We start from the raw sequence: 24,670 nt of genomic DNA on the forward strand, positions 1-24,670 counted from the left end.
ATTTTAACCATATGAGGAGGAAGAGTATGGCAAATATAAATCAAAATCAAGATAGAGAACAATGGGGCTCTAAAATAGGATTTATTTTAGCAGCATCAGGTTCAGCCGTAGGATTGGGAAATTTGTGGAAGTTCCCTTATATGGCAGGTAAGAATGGTGGAGGAGCTTTCGTACTAGTATATTTTATAATATTATTTCTTGTAGGTTTTACATTAATGCTAGCTGAAATTGTTTTAGGGAGACATACCCAATTAAATGCAATTGGTGCGTATAGAACAATACGTAAAAATTTTGCATGGGTTGGTGGATTAGGCGTTTTAGCTGGATTTTTAATCCTTTCATTCTATAGTGTTGTGGGGGGGTGGGTCCTCAATTATCTTGTAAAATCTTTAAGTGGTGCATTAAATATTATGGATGCAGAAGTTTTAGGCAATATGTTTGGAGAGTTAATATCTGGAACAACCATACCAATTTTTTATCATGGATTATTTATGTTAGCAACCCTTTTAATTGTACTTGGTGGTATCGGTGGAGGTATTGAGAAATCTAGTAAAATTTTAATGCCTGGACTTTTCATTATGATTATTATTCTTGCTATTCGCTCTATGACTTTAGCAGGTGCTACTGAAGGAATTAAATATCTTTTGATTCCCGATTTTTCTAAGATCACAATAGGTGTTATACTTGATGCACTTGGACAAGTATTCTTCTCATTAAGTTTAGGTATGGGATGTATGATTACTTATGGTAGTTATTTAAGTAAGGATACAAATATTCCACAAAGTGCTACAATTATTCCTCTCATTGATACGGGAGTTGCGTTGCTTGCAGGTCTTGCTGTATTGCCAGCAGTTTTTGCTTTTGGTTTTGAGCCATCAGCTGGACCAGGATTAATATTTATTACATTCCCTGCAGTATTTGCACAGATGCCTTTAGGATCATTCTTTGCAGTAATGTTCTTTGTATTAGTATTATTTGCAGCTTTATCTTCATCTATTTCATTGCTAGAAGTATGTGTGGCTTATGCAGTTGATGAATGGAAATTCAATCGTAAGTCTGCTACAATTGGGCTTGGGCTAATATTATTTTTAATAGGTATTCCATGTTCATTATCATTTGGACCATGGGCAGATATTCATATCTTACCTGGCAAAGGTTTTTTTGATACCTTTGACTTTGTTGCAAGTAATATTTTACTTCCATTAGGAGGATTACTATTATGTATCTTTGTTGGATGGATTTGGGGAACAGATAAGGCCATCAAGGAAGCTACAAATGGTGGAAAATTAGAATTTAAATTGGCTGGTGTTTGGTCATTCCTTCTTAAATATGTTGGTCCAGTAGCTATTGCTATCGTGTTCATACGATCATTAATATAAATAGAAAGGTCGGGTTTTTTAATCCGATCTTTTTTAATATTTGTAAAAGTAAAGCTGTTTAGTATATGATTTTTTAAAATATAAAAACTTATTGATAAAAATTTTGAATTTTAGCGTATAATAGACATTAGAATAAGTTGAGGTTGGTGATAAAATGCAATTTAATGATAATAATGAGATTATGGAAGCTATACAACAAAGAGCTATACTAGTAGGTTTAAGTACCGGAAGTAAAAAAGAAATAACAACGATTGAGAATTCTTTAAAAGAATTAGAAGAACTTGCAAATGCAGCAGGTGCAAAAGTACTACATAAAATGATACAGAATAAGCAAAAAATTGACACAACTTTTTATATTGGAAAGGGTAAGGTAGAAGAAATTAAAATCCTTTGTGATGAATTAGATGCCAATTTAGTTATATTTAATGATGAATTATCAGGTGCTCAAATTAGAAATTTAGAGGAAGCCATTCAAAGAACTATTATTGATAGAACCACTTTGATACTAGATATTTTTGCCCAAAGAGCACAATCAAAGGAAGGAAAATTACAGGTAGAATTAGCGCAACTTCGCTATAGATTACCAAGACTTATAGGACTTGGTAAGTCTTTATCAAGAACAGGGGCTGGAATTGGTACAAGAGGGCCAGGAGAGAAAAAGCTAGAACTCGATAGAAGACATATTTTAGATAGAATCAGTGATATAAAGGGTCAACTTGGAGAGATAAAGAAAAATAGAGAAGTTCAGAGAAAACAAAGGAAGAAAAATGAAATGCCTGTTGTAGCATTAGTGGGGTATACAAATGCGGGAAAATCCACACTGATGAATAAACTCATCACAATGACTGATTCCTCTGAAGAAAAGGAAGTATATGCAAAAGATATGTTGTTTGCTACATTAGATACTTCCCATAGAAAAATTATTTTGCCAAGCAAAGAAGAATTTATTTTGATTGACACAGTAGGATTTGTAAGTAAACTACCTCATTCATTGATCGAGGCTTTTAAAGCAACGCTAGAAGAAGTAGAGGAAGCAGATTTACTCTTACATATTGTAGATGCGACGAATCAAGATTATGAGATGCAGATGAAAGTTACAAAACAAGTGTTAGAGGAATTAAATGTAAAAGATAAGCCAATTATTCTTATATTCAATAAAATAGATAAGGTTGAGAATATATATATACCTTCTGGTGAAGATATCCTTCATTTATCAGCAGTAGAAGGAATAGGGGTAGAGGAGTTAGTATCTAAAGTTAAAGGAAAAATATTTTCTCATATGAAGAAGGTAGAACTACTTATACCTTATGATAGAGGAGATATTGTATCTTATTTATGTGATAAGACTAAAGTAGAGAAATGTGAATATAGAGAAGACGGTGTTTTTGTGAAAAGTAGTTTAGCACCTATTGATTACAATAAATATGAAAAATATTTGATTTAAATGGAATGGAGTAATAATATGGAAAGAGGGAATGACTTGAGTTTATCATGGGAAAGTTACGATACAACGAAAGATTATATCATAACCTATCTTCTATATCAGGAAGGAAAAAGTATTGAATTGATTGCTAAGATTAGAAACATGAATGTTGAACGAGTAAAAAAGCAGATAATATTGGCTAAATCAGAGGCTATTTCCCTAAAGGAACAAGACAAATCTATGTTGGAGAAAATGTTAGAGATTTCAAAAACAGAGAGGATTAAAATGATTTCACGTATGCCAAGTAAAGATAGAAAAACTTTGGCAAGAGAAATTTATTATGGATATAATCATATAAGAAATGCAGAAGATAAAATGATTCTGATTTGGATTATTGGTGAATTAAGGATAAAAGAATTGGTTCATATTGTTTATAAAGATATAAAGCATCCTCATGGAAATGTTAGGAGGATGGTATGTTCTGCCATTAATAAAATTGGTGATCCTAAGGGTATAGATTCTCTTCATAAAGCTTTACTAGATTCCAAACCTCAAGTAAGGCAGTATGCTGCAAAGGGATTAGGAAAAATAGGTGATGAAAAATCAATTATAAAGATGAAAAGACTTTTAGGAAATCCCAATGAAAAAGAATATGTAAAAAATGCATTTTATGAAGCAATCAATCATATTGAGAGGAGACTAGAAAATTCTTAATGAAGAATTTTCTTTGTCTCCTCTACTACTTTTACAATGTTTTTATAGGCTGATAAGGTGCCGTGTGCTACAATAGGTCTTCCAAATTTAACCCATTTCAATCTTCTAGAACTAAAACCACCTATGCGCATAAGGCCATTTACACAAGGTAAAGTATTTACCAATAAGAGTTCTTCTTCTTTTTGATTTAATATTTTCCACATATCTTTGAGACATGGAATAACAATATGGGGAACAAATTGTCTGCCAAGGGTATATATTTTATTTCCAAATTCATCGGAACCTCTATAAAAAATTTTGCCAGCGTCTGTTTTTTCTAAAGTATCAAAAAAGGGGATATTTAGTAAATCCTGTTTGCTGGGTATATGATTTGTTGGTAACATGTTTAAATGGATTGCAGCAGCAGTACAAGACGAATGACAACCGCCTACACAGTGATAGATAATGTGCACCAAAATCACCTCTAAGTCTGTTTTTGTTAGTATGTGTGAAAAATGTTTTGATTATTATACATAATTTATATTTTAAAAGAAATAATAGTTATAGAAGGGTATTATAAATTTTAAAAATTTTCAGAATAGTATTGAAAAAGTGGTGCGTATACGTTATGATAGTAATATATAAAATATGAAGGGAGGAATGCCCCGTGCTTTTTAGAAATTGCGCTGGCGGCGTAGTGTTCTTCGATGATAAGGTTTTGCTTTTAAAAAATGAAAAGGATCAATGGGTATTACCAAAAGGTGTAATTCGTAACGGGAGTCTCTCGAGAGATGTTGCTTTAACTCGTGTTAAGGAAGAAACGGGTGTTGAAGCTGACATTATCTCATGCGTGGGAGAAACTTGTTACGAATTTTTTTCTATGAGCAGACAAAAGCCAGTTTGCAATGAAATAACATGGTATTTAATGAGGGCATTAGAGGAAAACTATCAATTAAATGAGGATTTAGGTTTTAGAGATATTGGTTTTTATGATATTGACGTAGCATTAAATATGATTACACATAATCAAGATAAATCTTTAGTCAACCTTGCATATAGAAAATATAAAACCATGTTTGTTGAGGAAATGATGGTATAATAATAGAAGAGTAGTTTCAACTACTCTTCTATTATTTTGGGGAGGGAAAGGTATGATTAAAAGATATAAAACAATATATGGATATGCAGAGGTAGAACACATCATTGAAAAATCAAGATTTATTGGGTATGCAAAGCCTGTAGAAACAGAAGATGAGGCGGCAGCGTTTGTAGAAGAGATAAAATTAATACATAAAAATGCAACACATAACGTACCTGCCTATATAGTAGGAAAAAAAAGCGAGATACAAAGATATAGTGATGATAAAGAACCAGCTGGAACAGCAGGTGTACCTATTTTAGATATGCTCAAAAAAGAAGAAATTAAAAACATTGCTATTGTTGTTACAAGATATTTTGGAGGAATCAAGTTAGGAACAGGTGGTTTGGTTCGAGCATATACTACTGCAGCAAAACTAGCACTAAATGAAGCCAAGGTGATTGAAAAAGTTTTGTATGATTTGATAAAAATAAGAATAGATTATTCCATGCTTGGAAAAGTTCAAAATGAGATATTAAATGATGGATACATCATAAAAGATACAGTATTTGATGATGCTGTAAATATGTACATATATTCTCCTGTAGATCAAAGGGAAGATATTATGAAAATCATTAATAACATCACTAGTGCAAAAGCTGAAATATCTGTCCAAGATACATTGTACCTTGATGAATTAGAGGGTATAGTCATGAAGGAGTCATTATAATAAAAGTCGTACTATTTAGTATGACTTTTATCTTTATAGAAAAATTCATAGATTCCCATAAAGAATAGAAAAATACCAAAAAACTTTCTGAGAAGGTCTGATGAAAGATTTACAGCAAGAAAAGAACCTAAAATAGATCCTAGAATACCTAGAATGATTAAGGGGAGGCTGATAGAGGTTTCAACATTTTTGTTTTTTATATGGGTAATAAGGGCAATGGATGCTACTGGTATAAAAGCTAGTAAGTTTATACCTTGAGCCTGTTGTTGTGTAAGGGTGGTAAACATAATAAGGGCTGGGATTAAAATGGTGCCACCTCCAATTCCCATTCCACCAATGATACCTGATAAAAGGCCTATGACGATTAACATTAAAACACCATCCTTATGGCAGCAATAATCATAAAAATCGCAAAAATTTTCCTAAGTAGATAGGAAGGGAGTTTTGATAGGAGTTTTGCACCTATGTAGCCTCCTACCATGCCACCTAACATAATTTTTAATGTGATATTCCAAACAATGATGCCGTGCTTTATATAGATCAGTGAGCTTATAAGGGCAAGGGGAAGGATTATGGATATAGCTGTAGCATGTGATTTGTGTTCTTCAAGCCCTAGTAAAAAAGACATTCCAGGAACTAATAAGGTTCCTCCTCCAGATCCTAATAAACCATTAACTAAACCTGCCATAAATCCTAATAAGATAAATTTTAAACTAAATATTTTTATTTTCATTTTTTCACCTGAATGTTTTTTTATTTAAAGGATAAAATTAACTATGGTATAGTTTCTGCTAATACAATTTTTTTTATGAGTGTATTGACGGAATTATGAATATATTATAAAATAAATACATAAATTCCGATAAGAAAACTATGAATTGGAGGATTGTTATGAGAGTTGTAAATAATATTACAGAATTAATAGGAAATACGCCAATGATCAAATTAAATAAGTTAGTTGGAAAAGATGATGCTGAAGTCTATCTTAAACTAGAATTTTTTAATCCAGGAAGCAGTGTGAAAGATCGAATTGCTTTAAATATGATTGAAGCAGCGGAGAAGGAAGGAAAATTAAAAAAGGATGCAGTCATTGTAGAACCTACTAGTGGAAATACTGGGATAGGACTTGCTATGATTGGTGCTGCAAAGGGATATAAAGTAATGCTTGTTATGCCAGAGACCATGAGTATAGAGCGAAGAAAATTACTAAAAGCCTTTGGAGCTGAAGTAGTACTTACAGATGGGGCAAAGGGAATGAAGGGAGCAATTGACAAGGCAAATGAAATCGTAAAGAGCAATCCATCCTATTTTATGCCTCAGCAATTTGAAAACCCAGCAAATCCAGAAGCACATAGAAATACTACTGCTTTAGAAATTTTAAAACAAATGAATAATGAGTTTGATATGCTCATTGCTGGAGTAGGGACAGGAGGAACCATTACTGGAATTGGAGAAGGAATTAAGAAAGAAATAAAAGATGTAAAAGTGGTAGCTATTGAACCAAAAAATTCTTCAGTACTTTCAGGAAATAAACCAGGATCTCATAAAATTCAAGGTATTGGAGCAGGTTTTATTCCTAAAACCCTTAATACAGATATTATTGATGAAATTATTCAAATAGAAGATGAAGATGCAATGAAAACTGCAAGGAAAGTCCCTGTTGAAGAAGGAATTTTAGTTGGAATTTCTTCAGGAGCAGCTATCTTTGGAGCCATACAAAAGGCCAAAGAATTAGGAAAAGGAAAGAAAATTGTTGTGATTATACCAAGTTATGGTGAAAGATATTTGAGTACTCCATTGTTTGATTTTGAATAATATTTATGGGATAAAGGCATAGTTATTAGTTAACTATGCCTTTATATATATGAACTTTTTGTGGTATAATATGTAATAGTTTTAAGGAATTTATTGAAGAAAGGAAAGATCTTGCATGAGTAGAAGCATACAGGAAAAAATTGATTTAACAGTGAATTGGCTAAGAGAAAAGGTAGAGGAATCTAATACAAAAGGATTGGTAGTAGGAATATCTGGAGGAATTGATTCTGCTTTGGTGGCTTATTTAATCAAGAGAGCATTTCCTAATAATTCTTTAGGGGTTATTTTACCTTGTAAAAGTAATTCTAAGGATCGATTAGATGCTTTAGAAGTTGCTGAAGGTTGTGAAATAGAACATGTTGAAGTAGAATTAAGTGAAGTTCATGATCAATTATTTGATAATGTAAAAAAAACAATGGAAAGAAACGAGCTATTAGATGAAAATAATAATTTAAGATTAAGTGATGCAAACTTAAGAGCAAGACTTCGTATGAGCACAATTTATTGTATAGCGAATTCATTAAATTACCTTGTTGTAGGAACAGATAATGCTGCAGAATTGCATACTGGATATTTTACAAAATATGGAGATGGTGGGGTAGATATTTTACCTATTGCCAATTTATTAAAAAGAGAAGTTTATGAATGGTCAAGATATTTAGGTGTACCACAAAGTGTTATAGATAGAGCACCATCTGCTGGTCTTTGGGAAGGTCAAACTGATGAAAAGGAAATGGGTACAACCTATGATATGGTAGATGATTTACTTGAAGGAAAAGAAATTCCTAAGAAAGATCAAGAGATTATTGAAAGATTACATAAACGTTCAGAGCATAAAAGAAGAGTGGCTGATGCACCACCTGTATTTTAAGAAACGACACCCATTTGAGGGTGTTTTTTCATTAGAATAAAGATGAATAATATTTTTTAAGTTACAAATAATATTATTGTACAGGACGATAGGGAACGGGAAGTCTTAGGATTTAGTCCGATTTTTTATACGGTAAATGTCTTAAAGACCTTTCTCTATTGATCCTGTATTTTTGTGCAAAAAGATAAGCATCATATTGTATATGATGCTTTTATGATACAGGTTTAGATAAATCATCTATCATTAACATGATATTTTTCATAACAATGCTTGCATTAATTTTAATAAGATGTATATCCTTTTTTTCAATAGATTTTTCTAAATTGATTAAAGAGGCATCGAATTTATCTGCCGTAGCTTTTGCTTTCTTTTCTATTAGGTCAGATTTTATGGTTTGACTTTGTTCTTTGATTTGATTTAAGCTTTCTTGTGACATAGCATAGTTTTCTATAGCAGCTTGTAATACTATGTTTCTTGTAAGATATTTTAGTGTATATACTGTAGGCGGAATTTCTTTTTTAAAATAGGGCATAAATTTAGGTAAATAGGATGTAAGATTATTAGCAGCAGTCATTGTAGCAAAATAGTTTTGCTCGATTCCATGTTTTGTTAATGTATCGAGTGTTTCTTCAAAACCTGAAATGATATCTAAAGAAACATTTTGCTCTGTTAATTGTGGCTCTAATACATTCCATTTATTGTGTATGCCTACAATGGTTGTATTGATTTTTTTCCATGTTTCAGCAATGTCTTTTGGAGGTTTTTCAGTTTGATTTTCATCGGAAGCTACTTTTTCTTTTTTTAGTAATTCTGTGAGTATACTTTCTTCAATGGTTTTAGGTTTTGGTTTTTCTTGTGCATCTTTACTTGATTCTTCTTGTTTTGTTTGATCTTGATTGTCTCCTTTAGCTATTTCCATTTGCATTTTTTCCATTTTTTCTTTTTCTTCAATTTTCTTTTGTTCTACAATGACTCTTTGAAAGTAGGGCAGCATATCTGCTGTATTCATAATTTTTAATGCATCCTGTTCGATCTCTTCGACTACTTTAGGCAAAGGCTTCGGTTGATTTTCAGATTTTGAACTTGGTTTTTGAGGTTTTTTTGAGCAGGAAGCAGCAGAAAAAATGATAAAAAGAATCATGAGTAAAAGAATATGTGTCTTTAAAGTTTTCATACCATCACCTCTAAAATAGTATTTCCATAGTATGTTGAAAGCATACTGTAAAAGTTAAATTGTGACAAAGTAAAGCATAAAATATTCACAAAAAGCTGTTGATTTTCATAAGATGGAATTACACGGAAATTTACATAAAGAAATATTTAAAAAAGGAGCCGATGACATGAAAATAGGGATAGATGCAAGAATAGCTAAATGGCATATAGGTTCTGGATTGGGGAATTATACAAAAAACATGATTAAAAATTTAAAAGCTATTGATCATGAAAATGAGTATATATTGTTTACATCTACAAAAGAAGAAAAATATGGATGGTTTCGAAGTGAAAATGAAGTAAGTAGTGGAAAAATAAAAGAATTTTGGAAATTAATATATGAATCAAAATGGGAAAATCAGCCTCAAGTAGATATTTTTCATAATATGACTAATGGCATTGGAGTGCCTTCTAAAGGAGATTATAAGCTTGTAATAACTATAAAAGACATGATTCCTTATGTAATGCCAAAGACCGTTAATGAACAGCATTTAGAATATGTTTTAAAGTATACTCCAAAAGTCATTGAAAAGGCTGATAAGATTATAACTACTTCAAATCATTCAAAAAAAGATATAGAGAGATATTTTCATTTACCTAAAGAAAAAGTAAGTGTAATTTATTATGCACCAGATAAGATCTTTAGGCCTTTAGAAAAGAATAAAGCAAAAGAGATAATTAAGGAAAAGTATGGTATAAAGAATAAGTTTATTCTCTATGTAGGAGGCTTTAGTTCGAGAAAAAATATTGAAAGACTTATTCGTGCATTTCACATGATCCATAATGAATTTGAGGAAGAGTATAAGCTTGTTATTTTAGGAGATACTTCTTTAACTTATGAAAGTTTAAATAAATTGGTTAAAGAATTATCTATAGAAGAAAAAGTTATATTTACAGGCTTTGTAGAAAAAAAAACAATCCTATATTTTTACAATGGGTGTGAAGCATTTGTATATCCATCACTATATGAAGGATTTAGTCTACCACCGCTAGAAGCTGCTGCTTGTGGGGTACCTATTATAACATCTAAAGTTTCATCTATACCAGAAATTATGGGGAATTGTTGTATCTATATAAATCCTTATGATGTAATAAATATTGCTCAGACCATTTATGATACGATTATTGATAAAGATTTAAGGATGAAGTTATCTCAACAATCATTAAAACATAGCAAAAAATATTCATGGAAGAGAACATCAGAAGAAATAGTAGAAGTGTATAAACATTTAATGTAGCATTTGGAGGGGATTAATTAAAAGATAAAAAACGATGGACCACAGGTCCATCGTTTTTTTTAATGGAATATATTCATGAAAGTAGTAATAATACCAGCGTTAAAGAAGTCAATAAACAAACTTCCTACTAATGGAATGATAAAGAATGCTGCTGGAGCTGGACCATAATTGCTTGAAATTGCTTCCATGTTTGCAATTGCATTTGGTGTAGCACCCATACCAAAACCACAGTGGCCACCAGCTAAAACTGCTGCTTGATAATCTTTTCCCATTACTCTAAATGTTATAAAGTATGCAAATGTTGCCATAAGTAGTGATTGTGCAATTAACATTACAAATAGAGGAACTGCTAAATCAGCAAGTTGCCATAATTTTAATCCCATTAATGCCATTGCTAAGAAAAGAGATAATGAAATATTTCCTAATATATCAATTTCAGTACTTGGCGTTTTGTAGGAACCTGTAATATCAGATATATTTCTCATAATTGCTGCGGCAAACATTGCGCCTATATAAGAAGGGAGTGTCATACCTGTTTTTTGAAGTAAGCTTGAAAGAATTGTTCCAAGTCCCATAGCAATGATAATTTGGAATGCAGCTGATGCAAAATTGCTAGGAATTAATTCAGTAATACCATTTTCTTTTGATGTTGTACTTTCTTGTGAATCTAATGTTTGTTTTTTGTCTAAAAGATTATGCTTTTCAATTAATCGTTTTGCAATTGGACCACCTAACATACTTCCTACAATTAGACCAAAAGTTGCAGAAGCCATAGCTACGGTAGTAGCACCAATTACGCCAGCTTTTTCAAATTCAGGTCCGAAAGCTCCACTAGTTCCATGTCCACCAGTCATAGGAACAGAACCTGTTGAAAGACCAATTAATGTATCCAAGTTGAAAACTTTTGCTAAACTTACACCAACAACATTTTGAAGAGATACAAGAACGATTGCAATTCCAAGGAATAAAAGAACTTGAAGTCCACCTTTCTTTAATAATCTCAGGCTGGCAGTGAAACCGACAGTTGTAAAGAATGCAGTCATTAGGACTGTTTTTAGTGTACCATCCATTTCAAATTCTAGAGTACCAGTTTGTTTTAATATTAAAGCAAGTGTTGCGAAAATCAATCCTCCTATAACAGGTGCTGGGATACAGAACTTTTCTAAAAAGCTCACTTTTTTCCTGATGAGTTGACCTACCAATAAAACTATTACTGCAAGAGCTAATGCTTGAATCATGTCTAGTTGTAATACCATATGAGCAAACCTCCTATAAATTTATTTAATGAAAACGTTTACAAATATATTATAATAGGCATGCTACACAACTCGACGGATTACAACTAAATGCTACAATAAAATTTTTACAATTCAATAATTTAGAAATGATGCAGTTCATCCATCAATATTCTAAAAATTCAATTTAGATATAATTCCCTCAATAAATTTTTTGATGTTTATTTTTCCTCTATCTTCTTTAGGAATATTCATATGTTTAATCTCTTGTTTTACTTGTTTAAAGTCAAATAATCTTGTGCTGTATTCAATGAACTTATTATTATAATAATCATCATTTCCTAGTGCTGCAATATTCTCTAATGCCTTAAGAATCGTTCTTCTGATTCTTTGCTCGATGGTTCTTGCATTAATATGAGTATTCTTTACAGCGTTTTCTTCTTCTGCAATTTTTCTATAAATATCCTGTAACTGATAAGTAGATGAGAAATTTTTTCTTTTAAATGATAGGACTTTTTCAATAACATTTATTAAATCATTACTACCAGATTCACTGATTATACCAATGTCTGTAAAAATATGAACCATTTGTTCGTTTACACTTGGTTGATCCGTAACAGATTGTGATTTTTCAATATTAAAAACAGCATTTTTTATGAGGGCAACAGATTTTTCAAGTTCAATATTACGACAGACTCCTTTGATAATATTAAGGGCTTCTATCATATTTACAGGTTTATGAATGAAGAAGACGATACCATTTTCATAAGCTTTCCCAATCATATTGTCATCTTCTACTTGAGAAATCATAATAAATTTCCCATTATATCCAAGAGCTTTTGCAGACTCAATGATTTCAATACCATCTTTTATAGGTAATAAGAAATCTATTAGTACAATGTCTGGATTATAAAAAATAATTTCTTCTACAGCATATTCTCCATTATCCAACTCCTCTGAGACTTTTCCTAAATTGTTTTTTATAATTAAATGCTTTAGCATTTTTCTAATATTAATATCATCATCAATAATAAAAAAAGTATTTGACATAAATTACCACCCAATCAATGAATTTTTTGGTATAATCACTTTAAAAGTAGTTCCTTTATTGATAAGAGTATTTACTTCAATGGTGCCTTTGAATTCACCAATAATGTTTTTTACATGGGAGAGACCTATACCTGTAGATGACTTGCCGCTTTTTTCATCGTATTTGGTCGTAAACCCAGGATTAAAAATGTAAGGAAGTATATCTTCATCAATCCCTTCACCATCATCTCTTACATAAAAAATAATGTTGTTTGGATCACTATCTTGAGTAATATGAATGACTCCCTTATACTTACAAGCATCAATGGCATTGATAATAAGATTGTTTAAAATAGTAAATAAATGATAATATTTTTTTAACTCAAAATCATCTTTGAAATCAAAGTTGAGATAAACATTTTTCTTATTTTCTATAAGATACCGTTGTGTATTTTCTCGTATAATTACAAGCATATCTGATAACATCATTGTACCATTCTTTTCAAATGTTTTTAAGAAGTTTTCAAATCCATGTAATACTCTATAATAGTCTTTTTTTATTTCATGTATTTCCCGAGCAATATCTAAAGTTTTGTCTTTCAAAGCTTTGTCATGCTTATAGCTTTCGTATAATTGATAGCTCTTGCCCATGACTTCTTCAATATCATGCGTAGATTTTTTTAAATAGAACATTTCAGCTTGAATGTCAGAAATCAATATATTTAACTGACTATATCGTTTTTGATGCTCGCGTGTTAACAGAAACAATTCCTGCTTTTTATATAAAAGATAAATAAAATAGGCAATAATACTTCTGGCTATCCCCACTAGAATTGTCATCTGAATTAGATGAGGGGTGATTTGTTGGCTCCTTACCATGATTTCGAATATATTACTAATGATATCAGCAAAAGTTAGAATAATAATAGGTGTAATGAATTGGTTTTTTCGTTCTCGAATATTTGTAGTTAGTATAAATAATCCGTATACAATATAGTAAATAATTGATGGAAAATGTAAGGCGATACTATCTCTAAAAGACATAGAAACAAAGAAAATACGGATAAATATTCTCACTAAAAATACTCCTATACCGGATAAATAAGAAATAGATAAGGGGGAAGAATCTTCATCAATGAGAATGATTAAATTTAATACGATAATGCCTGCTGAAAATCTAAGAGAACTATTAAAAGGGTGAAAATATAATTCTCCAAATAAAGCTACTGATGTTATAAAAATCAAGTATTTTTTAATTTTAGTCATGCTTGCCTCCCAAACTTTAGGTCTACAAAATTATTTTATAGCAAAAAGGAGTTGATCACAAATTATTTTTGCTAAATTTTCATATAAATAAAGAGAATCTTTTTTAGAGGACATTAAAGGTAGATTAGTTTTACTTTCAATGGATAAAGAGTATGTACAGGCACAAAAAATAAAATAGTAAATAAAATGATAGTATCGCTACAGTGGAAATTAGCTAAAAGGGGGTAGGTTATTCTATGAGCAAAAAAGGTTGGATAAAAAAAGTTTTTCCAGGAGGCAATACTGCAAAGGGGTTTCATTCTTATTATGATCATATAATTGGTATTGATGCAAAAAGATTATTTATTATTAAAGGGGGACCTGGTGTAGGAAAATCTTCTTTTATGAAAAAAATAGGCTATGAAATGGTAAAGATGGGATATGACGTGGAATTTCATCAATGTTCATCAGATAATGATTCATTAGATGGGATTGTAATACCAGATTTAAAGATTGCTATGATTGATGGTACAGCACCACATATAGTGGACCCTAAACTGCCAGGTGCTGTAGATGAGATTCTTAATTTTGGAGAATTTTGGAATGAAGATGGCATAAGAAAGAATAAAAGTGAAATTATAAAAACTACATCTAAAATTGGAAAGCTCTTCAAAAGAGCATATAGATACTTTGCTGCAGCAAAATCTATAAGAGATGATATGGAAATTATCTATGAAGAAGCTTTAGATATGGGGAAATTACATGAAGCTACAAGAGAATTAAAGAAAGAAATATTTGCTACATTGAATTATACAGAAAAAGAGGGGAGCGTTCGCCATTTATTTGGAAGTGCATTGTCTCCAAATGGATTAGTAGATCATTATGTAACCATTATTGGGAAAATAGAAAAGGTATATTATATGGAAGGCTCCTATGTAAAAGGGGTTTCTAATTTTATGGAAGAGATGGTTGATGAAGGAATCAAAAAGGGACTTTATATGGAAGTGTATCATGAACCATTAGATGAAAAGAATATTGAAACAATCCTTATACCAGGACTAAATATGGCTATTACAGCTAGTAGCAAATATGCTGATATACATTATAAAAAGATTGTTTTGGATGATTTTATGAATAAAGAATTTTTAGCTAAAAAGGAAAGCTTTTTAAAGGAAGATAAGCTAATGATGGAAAATCTAATAAAGGCTGGACTTTCTAATATAGCAAAGGCTAAAAAAACGCATGATGAACTTGAAAAGTTTTATGTTTCTAATATGGATTTTAAAGGAGTAGACGAATTAAAAGAAAAAATATTTAAAAGAATTATAAATTATTCAAATGAATTAAAAAGATAAAATATGTGAATGTTTTTTTAAAATTACAATCATAAGTAATTAGCTCATTGATAAACCCACGGTTTTTGAATCGTGGGTTTTATTATACTATATAATATTTCAAAAATGAGGATATACTTTTGAAATTATAACAAAACCTAATCTTTTAAGATAAGGAGTGTACTATTAACATTTATAAGAGATATTTGTACATCTGTAATATTATTAGTTTGATTAGCAACAATGTGATGTTCTAAAAAGAACAAGTTTTAGAAATGTTATTATTTTAACAAAATTAGAACATTGTTTCAAAAATAACTCTAAAATTTTGTTGAATTATGTGCAATAAGAACGATGAATAGTGGCAGCGTATAATATAAAATTAATGTAATCTAAAAAATTGTTTAAAAAATCTAAAGGAGGATTTTTAAATGAAAGAATTGAAAGAACCTAAAATTATTACACAAATACCAGGACCAAAATCTCAAGCGTTATTAGAGATAAGAGAAAAAAATGTACCATCTGGAGTATCTAGTTATGTTCCTACTTTTATTAAACAAGGACAAGGAGCGTTATTTGAAGATGTGGATGGAAATGTATTTTTAGATTTTGCAGGAGGAATTGGTGTATTAAACATAGGATATAGTCATAAAGAAGTAGTAAAGGCTGTAAAAGAACAATGTGATAAGTATTTTCATACAAGTATTAACGTTGTGTCTTATGAGCAGTATGTTCGATTGGCAGAAAAATTAAATAATTTAATTCCAGGAAATTTTGAAAAGAAAACTATGTTTGTGAACAGTGGTGCTGAGGCAGTAGAAAATGCAATTAAGATTGCACGTAAATACACAAAACGAAAAGAGATTATTGCATTTACTGGTGCATTTCATGGTAGAACTTTGTTGACAATGACACTTACAAGTAAAGTAAAACCTTATAAATTTGGTTTTGAGCCTTTTGCTCAAGGAGTACATCGCATTGAATTTCCATATATCTACAGAAGGCCTAAAGGAATTTCAGAGCAAAATAGTATAAACTATTATATTCAAAAGCTTGAGAAATTTTTCTTGGAGAATGTTGCACCTGAAAATGTAGCTGCTATTATTTTAGAACCTATTCAAGGAGAAGGTGGCTTTATTGTACCACCAGATAATTATATTAGAGAATTGAGAAATATTTGTGATAGACATGGTATTTTACTAATAGCAGATGAAGTCCAGAGTGGATTTTGCAGAACTGGAAAAGTTTTTGCTACAGAATATTGGGAAGAATTTGGCGTATATGCGGATATTGTTACAAGTGCAAAATCTATTGCAGCAGGACTACCACTTAGTGCAGTAACTGGAAAAGCTGAGATTATGGAAGCTGCGCAAGTAGGAGGTATTGGAGGCACATATTGTGGAAACCCAGTTGCAACAACTGCAGCATTAAAAGTTATAGAAGTTATGGAAAGAGAGAATTATGCACAAAAGGCAAATCATATTGCAGAGATTGCTATGAAAAGATTTAATGAAATGAAAGAAAAGTATGAGATCATTGGAGATATACGTGGTCGTGGTGCAATGATGGCAATAGAATTAGTGAAAAATAAGGATACACAAGAGCCTGCTAAGAAAGAAACAAATAAGGTTTTACAAGAATGCTGGAAAAATGGACTAGTCGTGTTATCTGCAGGTGTCCGTGGAAATAATATACGATTTCTGATGCCATTAATAATTACAGATCAACAACTAAATATAGGGTTAGATATTTTAGAAAATGCTATTAAAAGAGTAACGGATCATAATATATAGGAACCTTTATTTTATATGAAAACTAAAGAAATTTTAACTGCATAGGAGAGTAATCGTATTGTTTTTGAATGGCTTTGTGCAGTTTTAAAGAAAATATACTTAAAAATAAATAGAGTTTTGTGCAATAAGAATAATGAAATAATAATCAATATAGTTTAAAATAGAGTGAAAGACTAGAAAAAACTGATAAAATTACATTCTCATCTGAAATAGCAACAATCTATTTTCTTGTGAAGTTTTTCTCATATAAAGATTTACACATACTCACATAATCAAATTGTCCTAATTAAATCTTTCAATATGTATTTAAGTTTGATAGCTTTATAAAAAATGAAAGGAAGGGTGAAGATATAAATGGAAAAAGGAAAAAGATTACCGTTGTATATAGAAGCTATTGCACCTTTTATCATGTTGGTACTACTAGTAGCAATTGGATATATATACTTAGAATTAAGAATAGAATTTTTATTAATTTTAGCTACTATATTTGCGGGTTTGATTGCTAAAAGATTAGGATATACTTGGAGTGAAATGGAAGATGCAATTGGAGATAGATTAAAGAAGGTTACTCAAGCAATATTAATAATGTGGAGTGTTGGAATTATTATTGGAACATTTATGTTCTCCGGATCTATTCCTTTTATAATAAGCTTATCATTAAAAATAATTAATCCTCAATACCTATTTGTATTCTCTTTTATTATTTGTGTTATTTTATCTGTAGTTACTGGTACTGCATGGGGCTCAGTAGGAACGGCTGGTGTGGCGATGATGGGAGTGGCTGTCGGATTAGGTCTTCCTGTGAATATAACAGCAGGTGCAGTAATTGCAGGGTCAATATTTGGAGATAAAATGTCACCCCTATCAGATACAACAAATCTTAGTGCTGCAAGTGCAGGTGTAGACTTGTATGATCATATTAAGCAAATGTTATATACAACGGTACCAGCAACTATTATTAGCTTGATTGTATACCTTATTGTTGGATTAAATTTAATAGAATCTACATCAGGGCTTCCTGAAACTGCTGTTACGATGATTAATAACTTAGATCAAATGTACAATTGGAATGTCTTAATGATATTACCTTTAGTAGTTGTATTTGGAGGAGCTTTTCTGAAGAAACCAACTGTTCCTACTATGATCTTTGCATCAATTTTAGCTATTGCTGTAGGGGTTTTTGTTAATGGTTTTACTATCCAAAATGGGGTTGCATCTGCAATATTTGGATTTAAAGCATCTATGGTAAATGTAGCAGGATTTGACTCAAATGCTATATCTATTGAAGTAATTAAATTAATTAATCGTGGTGGTATGCGTTCTATGATTGGTATTATTACAATTATATATTGTGGTTATTCATTTACAGCAATCTTGAGCAAAACAAAGTGTTTGGAAATTATGTTGCAGCCAGTAGTTAAGGTAGTAAAAACAAGAGGACAAGTTATGCTTGCTACTGTTATCTCAAGTATTTTGCTTGCTTGTGCTGCAGGAACATCTTATGTTCCAACCATAATGATTCCTGAAATGTTTAGAAAGCTATTTATTCAGACTGGGATGAAATTAAATAATTTATCAAGAACGTTAGAAGATGCAGGGACTTGTGTGAATCCTTTGATCCCATGGGGAATGTCAGGGATATTTTATGCAACTACATTTAATATGAATGTTGTGGATTATGCACCATGGGCTATGTTATGTTGGATGACGCCAATTTTAGCAATTATATATGGGTTTACAGGATTTGGAATTGCCAAATTAAATGATGAAGAGCAAAAAGCACTTCTTAAAAAAGTAAGCTAAATAAAAGAAAAATAAGAAGATATAAAAGCATGAGAGATATCTACTTCTCTTGTGCTTTTTTTATAAATAAACTATCTAATACTAGATAGTGTTCATATATAATTGTGCATAATAAACAAAAATAGAGGATAAGTAGGTTATAAATTCGTGCGGTTAGAATGATGATAAAAAAAGGCATTACTGCTAAGATAATGATGAGAAATATAAATCATTATTATTTAAAGATGAGGGGGAAACATCATGAAAATAGCGATTTTAGGGTCAGGAAACGGTGGAGTTGCAGCAGCAGCAGATTGGAGCTTAGCTGGTCATCAAGTAAGATTGTTTGATTTTAAGCAGTTTTCTGCTAACATTGATGCAATTAATAAAAAAGGTGGTATTGAAGTTAAAGGTGCAATACAAGGATTTGCAAAACTTGCTTATGCTGGACATGATATTGAAAAAACTTTAGACGGTGCTGAATTTATTTTGGTAATTGGTCCTGCTTATAGTAGTGAGGCATTTGGAAAGGCATGTAAATCTTATCTAAAGAAAGAACAAATGGTTTGTATCTGCCCAAGTTCTTGTGGAGGTGCTATTGTTTTCAAAAACGCTGTAGGACTCAATATTGAAGATGAAAACTATATTATTTCTGAGACTTCTACCCTTCCATATGCTTGTAGAGTGACTGGACTGGCTGAGGTAACTATTTATCATAAGCTTACAGGTGGATTGTATGTTGCGGCAATGCCCTCAAAATACCTTGAAAAAGTATATGATGTATTCAAATTAGTTTATCCAGGATCGGAACCAGTAAAATCAATTTTTATGACAATGATGCAGACCGGAAATACGATTATTCATCCATCCGTAACTCTTCTAAATGCAAGTAGGATAGAATCAACAAAAGGAGATTTTCTATTTTATGAAGAAGGTGCTACACCAGCTGCAGGAAGATTGATGGAAGCTCTTGATAAAGAAAAGATAGCTTTAAGTGATAAATTGGAAGCAGGCCTCATTCCTGATGTTAAAGTAAAGATTTATCAAGGATATAATCAAATTGAAGATTATGAAACAGGATATAGTACAGCGGAAGGTTTTAAAGGAATAAAAGCTCAGAATCAACTGGATCATAGGTACTTAAATGAAGATGTAGGATATGGTCTTGTGTTTATGTCAGAACTTGCTAAACAAGTTGGGGTGGAGACTCCTGTAATGGATGCTATGATACTTATTGCTTCTATTATTACAAAGAGAGATTATAGGAAAGAAGCAGCAAGAACAATGAAAACTCTTGGTCTCGAAAAATATACGCTTGATGAGCTAAAAAATATATTCAATTAGATTAAAGATTTATGGGATGTTTTATAATAATTGACTATGAAAATTTAGGCATAAGAAAAAAGTGATAAAGTTGTATTAAGAAGATTATATGCATGTTTTAATAAAATGGGAAGTGATATTTTCACTTCCCTGATTTATTATCGTATTCTTTTTTTTGTTGAAAACTTTTGAATAAATATAATACTGATAAAATACTTACAAACTAAATTGAGTTAATAATGTTTTTGAGGATGTTTTATAAATTTGTATATAATAATATTATATACAAATTTATGAGATCGTTTATTTAGGGTTTTTCTTGAAAAGGGAGGTTTTTATATGCTTAGAAAATTAGCACAGAAAATTGCAATAGATACTTGCGAAATTATTGGTTATGATGTAATTATTACTGATGAGAAATCTATTGTAATTGGCGCTAGTGATGTAGTGAGATTAGGAACATTTCATGAAGGCTCAGTAAAAGTAATTGCTACAGGTAGGCCACATTCTGATTTTCATGGCTATATAAGAAATATGAGAGGAACGAAAGCGGGTTTTACCATTCCAATAGAATTAAATGGAAGAGTTTTAGGCTCAATAGGGATAACAGGAAAACGAGAGAATGTGGAGAAATTTGGACTTTTAGTGAAAAAACATGCGGAAATGATATTAAGAGAAGAAATTATTTTTAAAGCATCAATTTTGTCAGAGCGGGCGCTACAGAATCTCATTCAAGAGATTATGTCTTTTAATGTAGCAAAGAATAACGAAGAACTGTTACTAACAAGAGGATATGAACTTGGATATGATCTTAAACCTCCTCATATAGCAATTGCAATAGATCTGTTTGAATTTAGTAAAATAGCAAAAAAAATATATAAGAAGGCTACAAAAGAAAAATCTCCAGAAATAAGTATACAAGCATTAAAATTAGATGTGCAATTAAAAATAAAAAATATTTTTAATAAGCCAAATGATATTTGTATACCTTTTGGAAATGATAAATTTATTATTTTGCATGCTTTGCAAAATAAATTTAGCGAAAAGGAAGTTTTTGAGTATGTCAAACAGAAATGTTATCAGATCATATCTGAGATAGAGCAAAAAAATGTTTCTGCGACTATAGGAATAGGATCTATTGCTAAGAGCCTTTCACAATTAAGCAGATCATGTCAAGATGCATGGCGTGTATTAGAAATAGGAAAAAAGGTTATCGATAAACCTAAAGTTGTTAGCATTAAGGAATATTGTATTGAAGGTATTATTTCAAATGTTAATAAAGACGTAAGTGAATGGTTTATATCACAGATGGTAGATAGTTTGCAACAACAACCTGATTGGAAAGAACTATTTAAAACTATTCGTGCATGGTGTGAATCTGGTTTTAGTCAAATTCAAGCATCAAAAATTTTACATATACATAGAAATACATTAAATTATAGATTAGAGAAAATATATCAGATAAGTGGCATGGATGTAAGAAAATTTAGAAATGCGTTAGCATTATATTTAGGAGTTTTAATGGTTGAATTAGGTTTTATAAAAAAATAGAATAAATTTTAAAAAATATAGTGTATAATCTAGAGTATAAAGAAAAAAATGGAAACTCTAGGAGGAGATATGGAAAATAATAAAGGTTTTAAACACATTTATATGATATTTGCTGTAAGTATGGGAGCTATTGCAACTTGTATAATAAGGAATATTCCTTTGTTTTATGGCTTTTTTATAGGTGTATTTTTTTCTGTGATTGTATTTATGAGGAACGGTTTTTCTTTTATTGCTTTGATGAAGATGATTCTAAAAGGTGTAAAAGAATGTTTTTCTGTATACATTATTGTACTTCTTATGGGGTCTATTATAGCTGTTTGGATTGCTTCAGGAACTGTACCTACTATGATTTATTATGGATTTGATTATATTGTACATATGAATTATCTACTTGCATGTTTTATGATTATGGTAATGATTTCATTTGCTATGGGAACAGCTTTTGGAACGATTAGTACGATAGGGATTGCTTTGCTTGGAATAGGAAAAGGCCTTTCAATACCAGAGCCGATTCTTTTAGGAACTATTATTTCAGGGGCTTTTATTGCTGATAAAATCTCTCCTATTAGTGCATTGGTCAATCTTACTATGAACACTACCGATATAAAGTATAAAGATTTTTTTAAACATATGTTAGTTACATTAATACCTACTTTGATTATTAGTTCAACGATTTATTATATTTTAGGAAGAAATTTTACGGGCGAAGTTGATCTTTTAACATTAAGAGAATATCAAAGGAATATTTTTAATACTTTTACTATTTCACTAGCACTTTTATTATTTCCTATCATAATGATTCTACTAGCTGTTATAGGTGTAAAAGTTATTCCAAATATGACCTTTAGTTTATTAGGCGGAATAGTGATTGGCATATTTTTTCAAAAAATAGAGATACATGAAATGATTCATGCTATACTTTTTGGATATCGATCAAGAACCGGGATAGAGGCATTAGATGGAATTTTAAGGGGTGGCGGTATAGTCCCTATGATAGAGGTTATATTCATTATAATAGGTGCTGTTGCTTTAAATAGTGTATTTGAAGGAACCAATACTATTGCTCCAATGATAGATAAAATGGCATCAAAAATAAAAACAAAGGGAGCTTTAATTGCAAGAACCTGCATATTAAGTATTGCTTTGACAACAGTTACCTGTGATCAAACAGTAGGGATTCTTTTACCAGGAAAGTTTTTAAAAAGGAAATACAAGGAATTTAAAATGAAAAAAATTACCCTTGCTAGGAGTATTGCAGATGCAGGGACAACGATAGCACCCTTGATTCCTTGGAATGTAAATGCAATTATTATTACAGTAATAACAGGTGTAGGAGCAACGGAGTATGGACCATATGCTGTATTATGTTATATTTCTCCTCTAGTTACAATTTTGTTTGGGTATTTATTTACAAATAGAGAATCGAAAGAAAAGTTGGTAAATGAGTAAAAGAAAAACTGTTTATACAAGATAATAAAAATAATTAAGCAATGATAATATAGAAATAACAGGAATATGTCGAAGATACATATAGAATTTTGTCGAAAACAATAAAAAATTTTAAAAATACTATTGCAGTATGTTCTTTCTTTCTATATAATTAATAACTGTGAGTAAGATCATTTTCCAAGCATATATAGGGTAGAAAAAAAAGAAAAGTGTCCTAGGACACTTTTCTTTTTTATGTTAAATATTCATTTGTAATAATCCTTTGGGCTGTTTTTAATGCTTCTTCAATTTTTGATATATTATCTCCTCCGCCTTGAGCTGTATGGGCATTTCCTCCGCCTCGTCCATTAATGATAGGACATACTTCTTTAAATATTTTATTCATATCTATATTTATTTCATTCGAACAGCTTAGGAGCATTTGAGCTTTTTCATTTCTTGAACCTAATAGAACAATGGTATTAGGCTGTGAGACAATTTTTGCTGCTAGTGTTCTTAGTTCTCCAAAATCTCTATCATCATAGACTTTGTTAATAATTTTAGTACCGTTTAATATAGAAGCATTTTGATACAAAGCTAATGATTCATAATCTAAAAGTTGTTCTTTTAAACGTCTGATTTCCTTTTTCTGAAAAGTATAGTCAGAAAATATTCTTTCTACACTGCTAAATGTATCTACGTCTTTTACAGATAATAGAGTGGATATTTTATTGATATGATTATTTTTCCAATGAAAGTCCTTAAGAGCACGGTTGCCACATACAAATTCTATACGAATATTTCCTCTAACTTTTTCCCATTTTCTAATTTTTATGAGTCCTACTTCTCCTGTATGAATTGGATGGGTTCCACCACAAGGAGAAAAATCAAATTGATCTATTTCGATGATTCGAATATTTTCTTTGACTTTAGGTGGTTTTCTAAGAGGAAGATCTGAAAGCTTTAAGGCAGTTGGATATAATTGCTTTACATGAAGATTGTTAAAGACTACTTGATTGGCAAAGTATTCAACTTTTTCAAGTTGGGTAGGAGATATATTGCTTAATGTAATGTCTATTGTTACAAATGTATCTCCTAAATGAAAGCCAACAGTTTCTGCATCAAATAGTTCATGAAAGCAAGCAGATAAAATATGTTGTCCTAAGTGCTGCTGCATATGATCAAAACGCCTTTTCCAGTCGATTGAACATTTTAAAAGATGGAGTTTAGGAGGTGCTTTGTCTAGTACATGATAGATTTTATTTTCCTTTTCATATACATAGGATACTTGAAGATTTTCAATAGTTCCTTTATCACAGGGTTGGCCTCCTCCTTCAGGATAAAAGGCTGTTTGATTTAATTCAATATGAAATTTTCCATCTATTTCTTTTACTTTAAGAATATTTGCAGTAAATTCTTTTTGATGCACATTGTCATAAAATAATTTTTTTGTCAATAAACTCATTCCTTTCGGATTATGTTGTGAATAACTATTATCTTCTATGTTAACA

22 protein-coding genes are annotated in these 24,670 nt (G+C 30.8%); 14 read left to right on the top strand and 8 right to left on the bottom strand.

Translation table 11 applies throughout. From position 1 onward, the window contains the following. Positions 1-26 precede the first annotated feature (26 nt). The 3 genes from K7H06_RS06130 to K7H06_RS06140 all read left to right on the top strand — a co-directional run bounded on the left by K7H06_RS06130 (position 27) and on the right by K7H06_RS06140 (position 3,516). A complete protein-coding gene (locus K7H06_RS06130) occupies positions 27-1,379 on the top strand; it encodes a sodium-dependent transporter (RefSeq protein WP_223039002.1) in 1,353 nt (450 codons plus the stop codon). A gap of 154 nt (positions 1,380-1,533) precedes the next feature. Further along, complete coding sequence (gene hflX, locus K7H06_RS06135) at positions 1,534-2,823, top strand: GTPase HflX (RefSeq protein ID WP_246637642.1); 1,290 nt, start codon at positions 1,534-1,536, stop codon at positions 2,821-2,823. 18 nt (positions 2,824-2,841) lie between these two features. Then, positions 2,842-3,516 (top strand): HEAT repeat domain-containing protein, encoded by a 675-nt coding sequence (locus K7H06_RS06140; RefSeq protein ID WP_223039003.1) that lies wholly within the window; start codon positions 2,842-2,844, stop codon positions 3,514-3,516. On the opposite strand, the gene K7H06_RS06145 is transcribed toward K7H06_RS06140, so the two are convergent. Further along, complete coding sequence (locus tag K7H06_RS06145; protein ID WP_425514940.1) at positions 3,513-3,968, bottom strand: DUF3189 family protein; 456 nt, start codon at positions 3,966-3,968, stop codon at positions 3,513-3,515. The two genes, K7H06_RS06140 and K7H06_RS06145, sit on opposite strands and share 4 nt — an antisense overlap. A 194-nt stretch (positions 3,969-4,162) precedes the next feature. On the opposite strand from K7H06_RS06145, the gene K7H06_RS06150 reads away from it, so the two are divergent. Together K7H06_RS06150 and K7H06_RS06155 are read left to right on the top strand one after the other, a co-directional pair. Next, positions 4,163-4,594, top strand: a complete 432-nt coding sequence (locus K7H06_RS06150) for an NUDIX hydrolase (RefSeq protein WP_223039005.1) — start codon at positions 4,163-4,165, stop codon at positions 4,592-4,594. Positions 4,595-4,646: 52 nt separating this feature from the next. Then, positions 4,647-5,303, top strand: a complete 657-nt coding sequence (locus K7H06_RS06155) for a YigZ family protein (protein WP_223039006.1) — start codon at positions 4,647-4,649, stop codon at positions 5,301-5,303. Between the two features lie 11 nt (positions 5,304-5,314). Here K7H06_RS06155 and K7H06_RS06160 read toward each other — a convergent pair whose 3' ends face one another. Further along, positions 5,315-5,674, bottom strand: coding sequence for a sulfite exporter TauE/SafE family protein (locus K7H06_RS06160; protein WP_223039007.1), 360 nt, complete (start codon positions 5,672-5,674; stop codon positions 5,315-5,317). Continuing rightward, a complete protein-coding gene (locus tag K7H06_RS06165) occupies positions 5,674-6,036 on the bottom strand; it encodes a sulfite exporter TauE/SafE family protein (protein WP_223039008.1) in 363 nt (120 codons plus the stop codon). Before K7H06_RS06165 ends, K7H06_RS06160 begins: the two co-directional genes overlap by 1 nt. A gap of 158 nt (positions 6,037-6,194) precedes the next feature. Between K7H06_RS06165 and cysK the strand changes: the two genes are divergently transcribed. Both cysK and nadE read left to right on the top strand, forming a co-directional pair. Further along, positions 6,195-7,118 carry a cysteine synthase A gene (cysK, locus tag K7H06_RS06170; RefSeq protein WP_223039009.1) on the top strand — a complete coding sequence of 308 codons (924 nt, stop codon included), beginning with the start codon at positions 6,195-6,197 and terminating at the stop codon, positions 7,116-7,118. A 115-nt stretch (positions 7,119-7,233) separates the two neighbouring features. Then, positions 7,234-7,989: an NAD(+) synthase gene (gene nadE, locus K7H06_RS06175; RefSeq protein WP_223039010.1), complete on the top strand. Its 756-nt coding sequence runs from the start codon at positions 7,234-7,236 to the stop codon at positions 7,987-7,989. Positions 7,990-8,200: 211 nt separating this feature from the next. Here the strand turns inward: nadE and K7H06_RS06180 are convergent, their stop codons facing one another. Next, positions 8,201-9,163, bottom strand: a complete 963-nt coding sequence (locus tag K7H06_RS06180; protein WP_223039011.1) for a hypothetical protein — start codon at positions 9,161-9,163, stop codon at positions 8,201-8,203. A 166-nt stretch (positions 9,164-9,329) separates the two neighbouring features. Between K7H06_RS06180 and K7H06_RS06185 the strand changes: the two genes are divergently transcribed. After that, positions 9,330-10,439 carry a glycosyltransferase family 4 protein gene (locus K7H06_RS06185; RefSeq protein ID WP_223039012.1) on the top strand — a complete coding sequence of 370 codons (1,110 nt, stop codon included), beginning with the start codon at positions 9,330-9,332 and terminating at the stop codon, positions 10,437-10,439. A gap of 59 nt (positions 10,440-10,498) precedes the next feature. On the opposite strand, the gene gltS is transcribed toward K7H06_RS06185, so the two are convergent. From gltS to K7H06_RS06200, 3 genes are all read right to left on the bottom strand, one after another. After that, positions 10,499-11,695, bottom strand: coding sequence for a sodium/glutamate symporter (gltS, locus tag K7H06_RS06190; RefSeq protein WP_223039013.1), 1,197 nt, complete (start codon positions 11,693-11,695; stop codon positions 10,499-10,501). A 153-nt stretch (positions 11,696-11,848) separates the two neighbouring features. Next, positions 11,849-12,724, bottom strand: coding sequence for a response regulator (locus K7H06_RS06195; RefSeq protein ID WP_223039014.1), 876 nt, complete (start codon positions 12,722-12,724; stop codon positions 11,849-11,851). 3 nt (positions 12,725-12,727) lie between these two features. Then, positions 12,728-13,969, bottom strand: a complete 1,242-nt coding sequence (locus K7H06_RS06200; RefSeq protein ID WP_223039015.1) for a sensor histidine kinase — start codon at positions 13,967-13,969, stop codon at positions 12,728-12,730. 236 nt (positions 13,970-14,205) lie between these two features. Here K7H06_RS06200 and K7H06_RS06205 point away from each other — a divergent pair, with 236 nt between their 5' ends. From K7H06_RS06205 to K7H06_RS06230, 6 genes are all read left to right on the top strand, one after another. After that, a complete protein-coding gene (locus tag K7H06_RS06205; RefSeq protein ID WP_223039016.1) occupies positions 14,206-15,303 on the top strand; it encodes a PRK06851 family protein in 1,098 nt (365 codons plus the stop codon). 410 nt (positions 15,304-15,713) lie between these two features. Continuing rightward, on the top strand, positions 15,714-17,075 hold the full coding sequence (gene gabT, locus K7H06_RS06210; RefSeq protein WP_223039017.1) for a 4-aminobutyrate--2-oxoglutarate transaminase: 1,362 nt from the start codon (positions 15,714-15,716) through the stop codon (positions 17,073-17,075). A 354-nt stretch (positions 17,076-17,429) separates the two neighbouring features. Continuing rightward, positions 17,430-18,878, top strand: a complete 1,449-nt coding sequence (gene nhaC / locus K7H06_RS06215) for a Na+/H+ antiporter NhaC (protein ID WP_223039018.1) — start codon at positions 17,430-17,432, stop codon at positions 18,876-18,878. A gap of 240 nt (positions 18,879-19,118) precedes the next feature. Then, complete coding sequence (locus tag K7H06_RS06220; RefSeq protein ID WP_223039019.1) at positions 19,119-20,201, top strand: NAD/NADP-dependent octopine/nopaline dehydrogenase family protein; 1,083 nt, start codon at positions 19,119-19,121, stop codon at positions 20,199-20,201. A gap of 318 nt (positions 20,202-20,519) precedes the next feature. Further along, entirely contained in the window at positions 20,520-21,731 is a 1,212-nt protein-coding gene (locus K7H06_RS06225; RefSeq protein ID WP_223039020.1) for a CdaR family transcriptional regulator, read from the top strand. A 69-nt stretch (positions 21,732-21,800) separates the two neighbouring features. Beyond that, positions 21,801-23,180, top strand: a complete 1,380-nt coding sequence (locus tag K7H06_RS06230) for a Na+/H+ antiporter NhaC family protein (RefSeq protein WP_223039021.1) — start codon at positions 21,801-21,803, stop codon at positions 23,178-23,180. 232 nt (positions 23,181-23,412) lie between these two features. Here K7H06_RS06230 and K7H06_RS06235 read toward each other — a convergent pair whose 3' ends face one another. Further along, positions 23,413-24,615 (bottom strand): alanyl-tRNA editing protein, encoded by a 1,203-nt coding sequence (locus K7H06_RS06235; RefSeq protein ID WP_223039022.1) that lies wholly within the window; start codon positions 24,613-24,615, stop codon positions 23,413-23,415. Positions 24,616-24,670 lie beyond the last annotated feature (55 nt).

Source organism: Crassaminicella profunda (assembly GCF_019884785.1).
Lineage (GTDB): Bacteria > Bacillota > Clostridia > Peptostreptococcales > Thermotaleaceae > Crassaminicella > Crassaminicella profunda.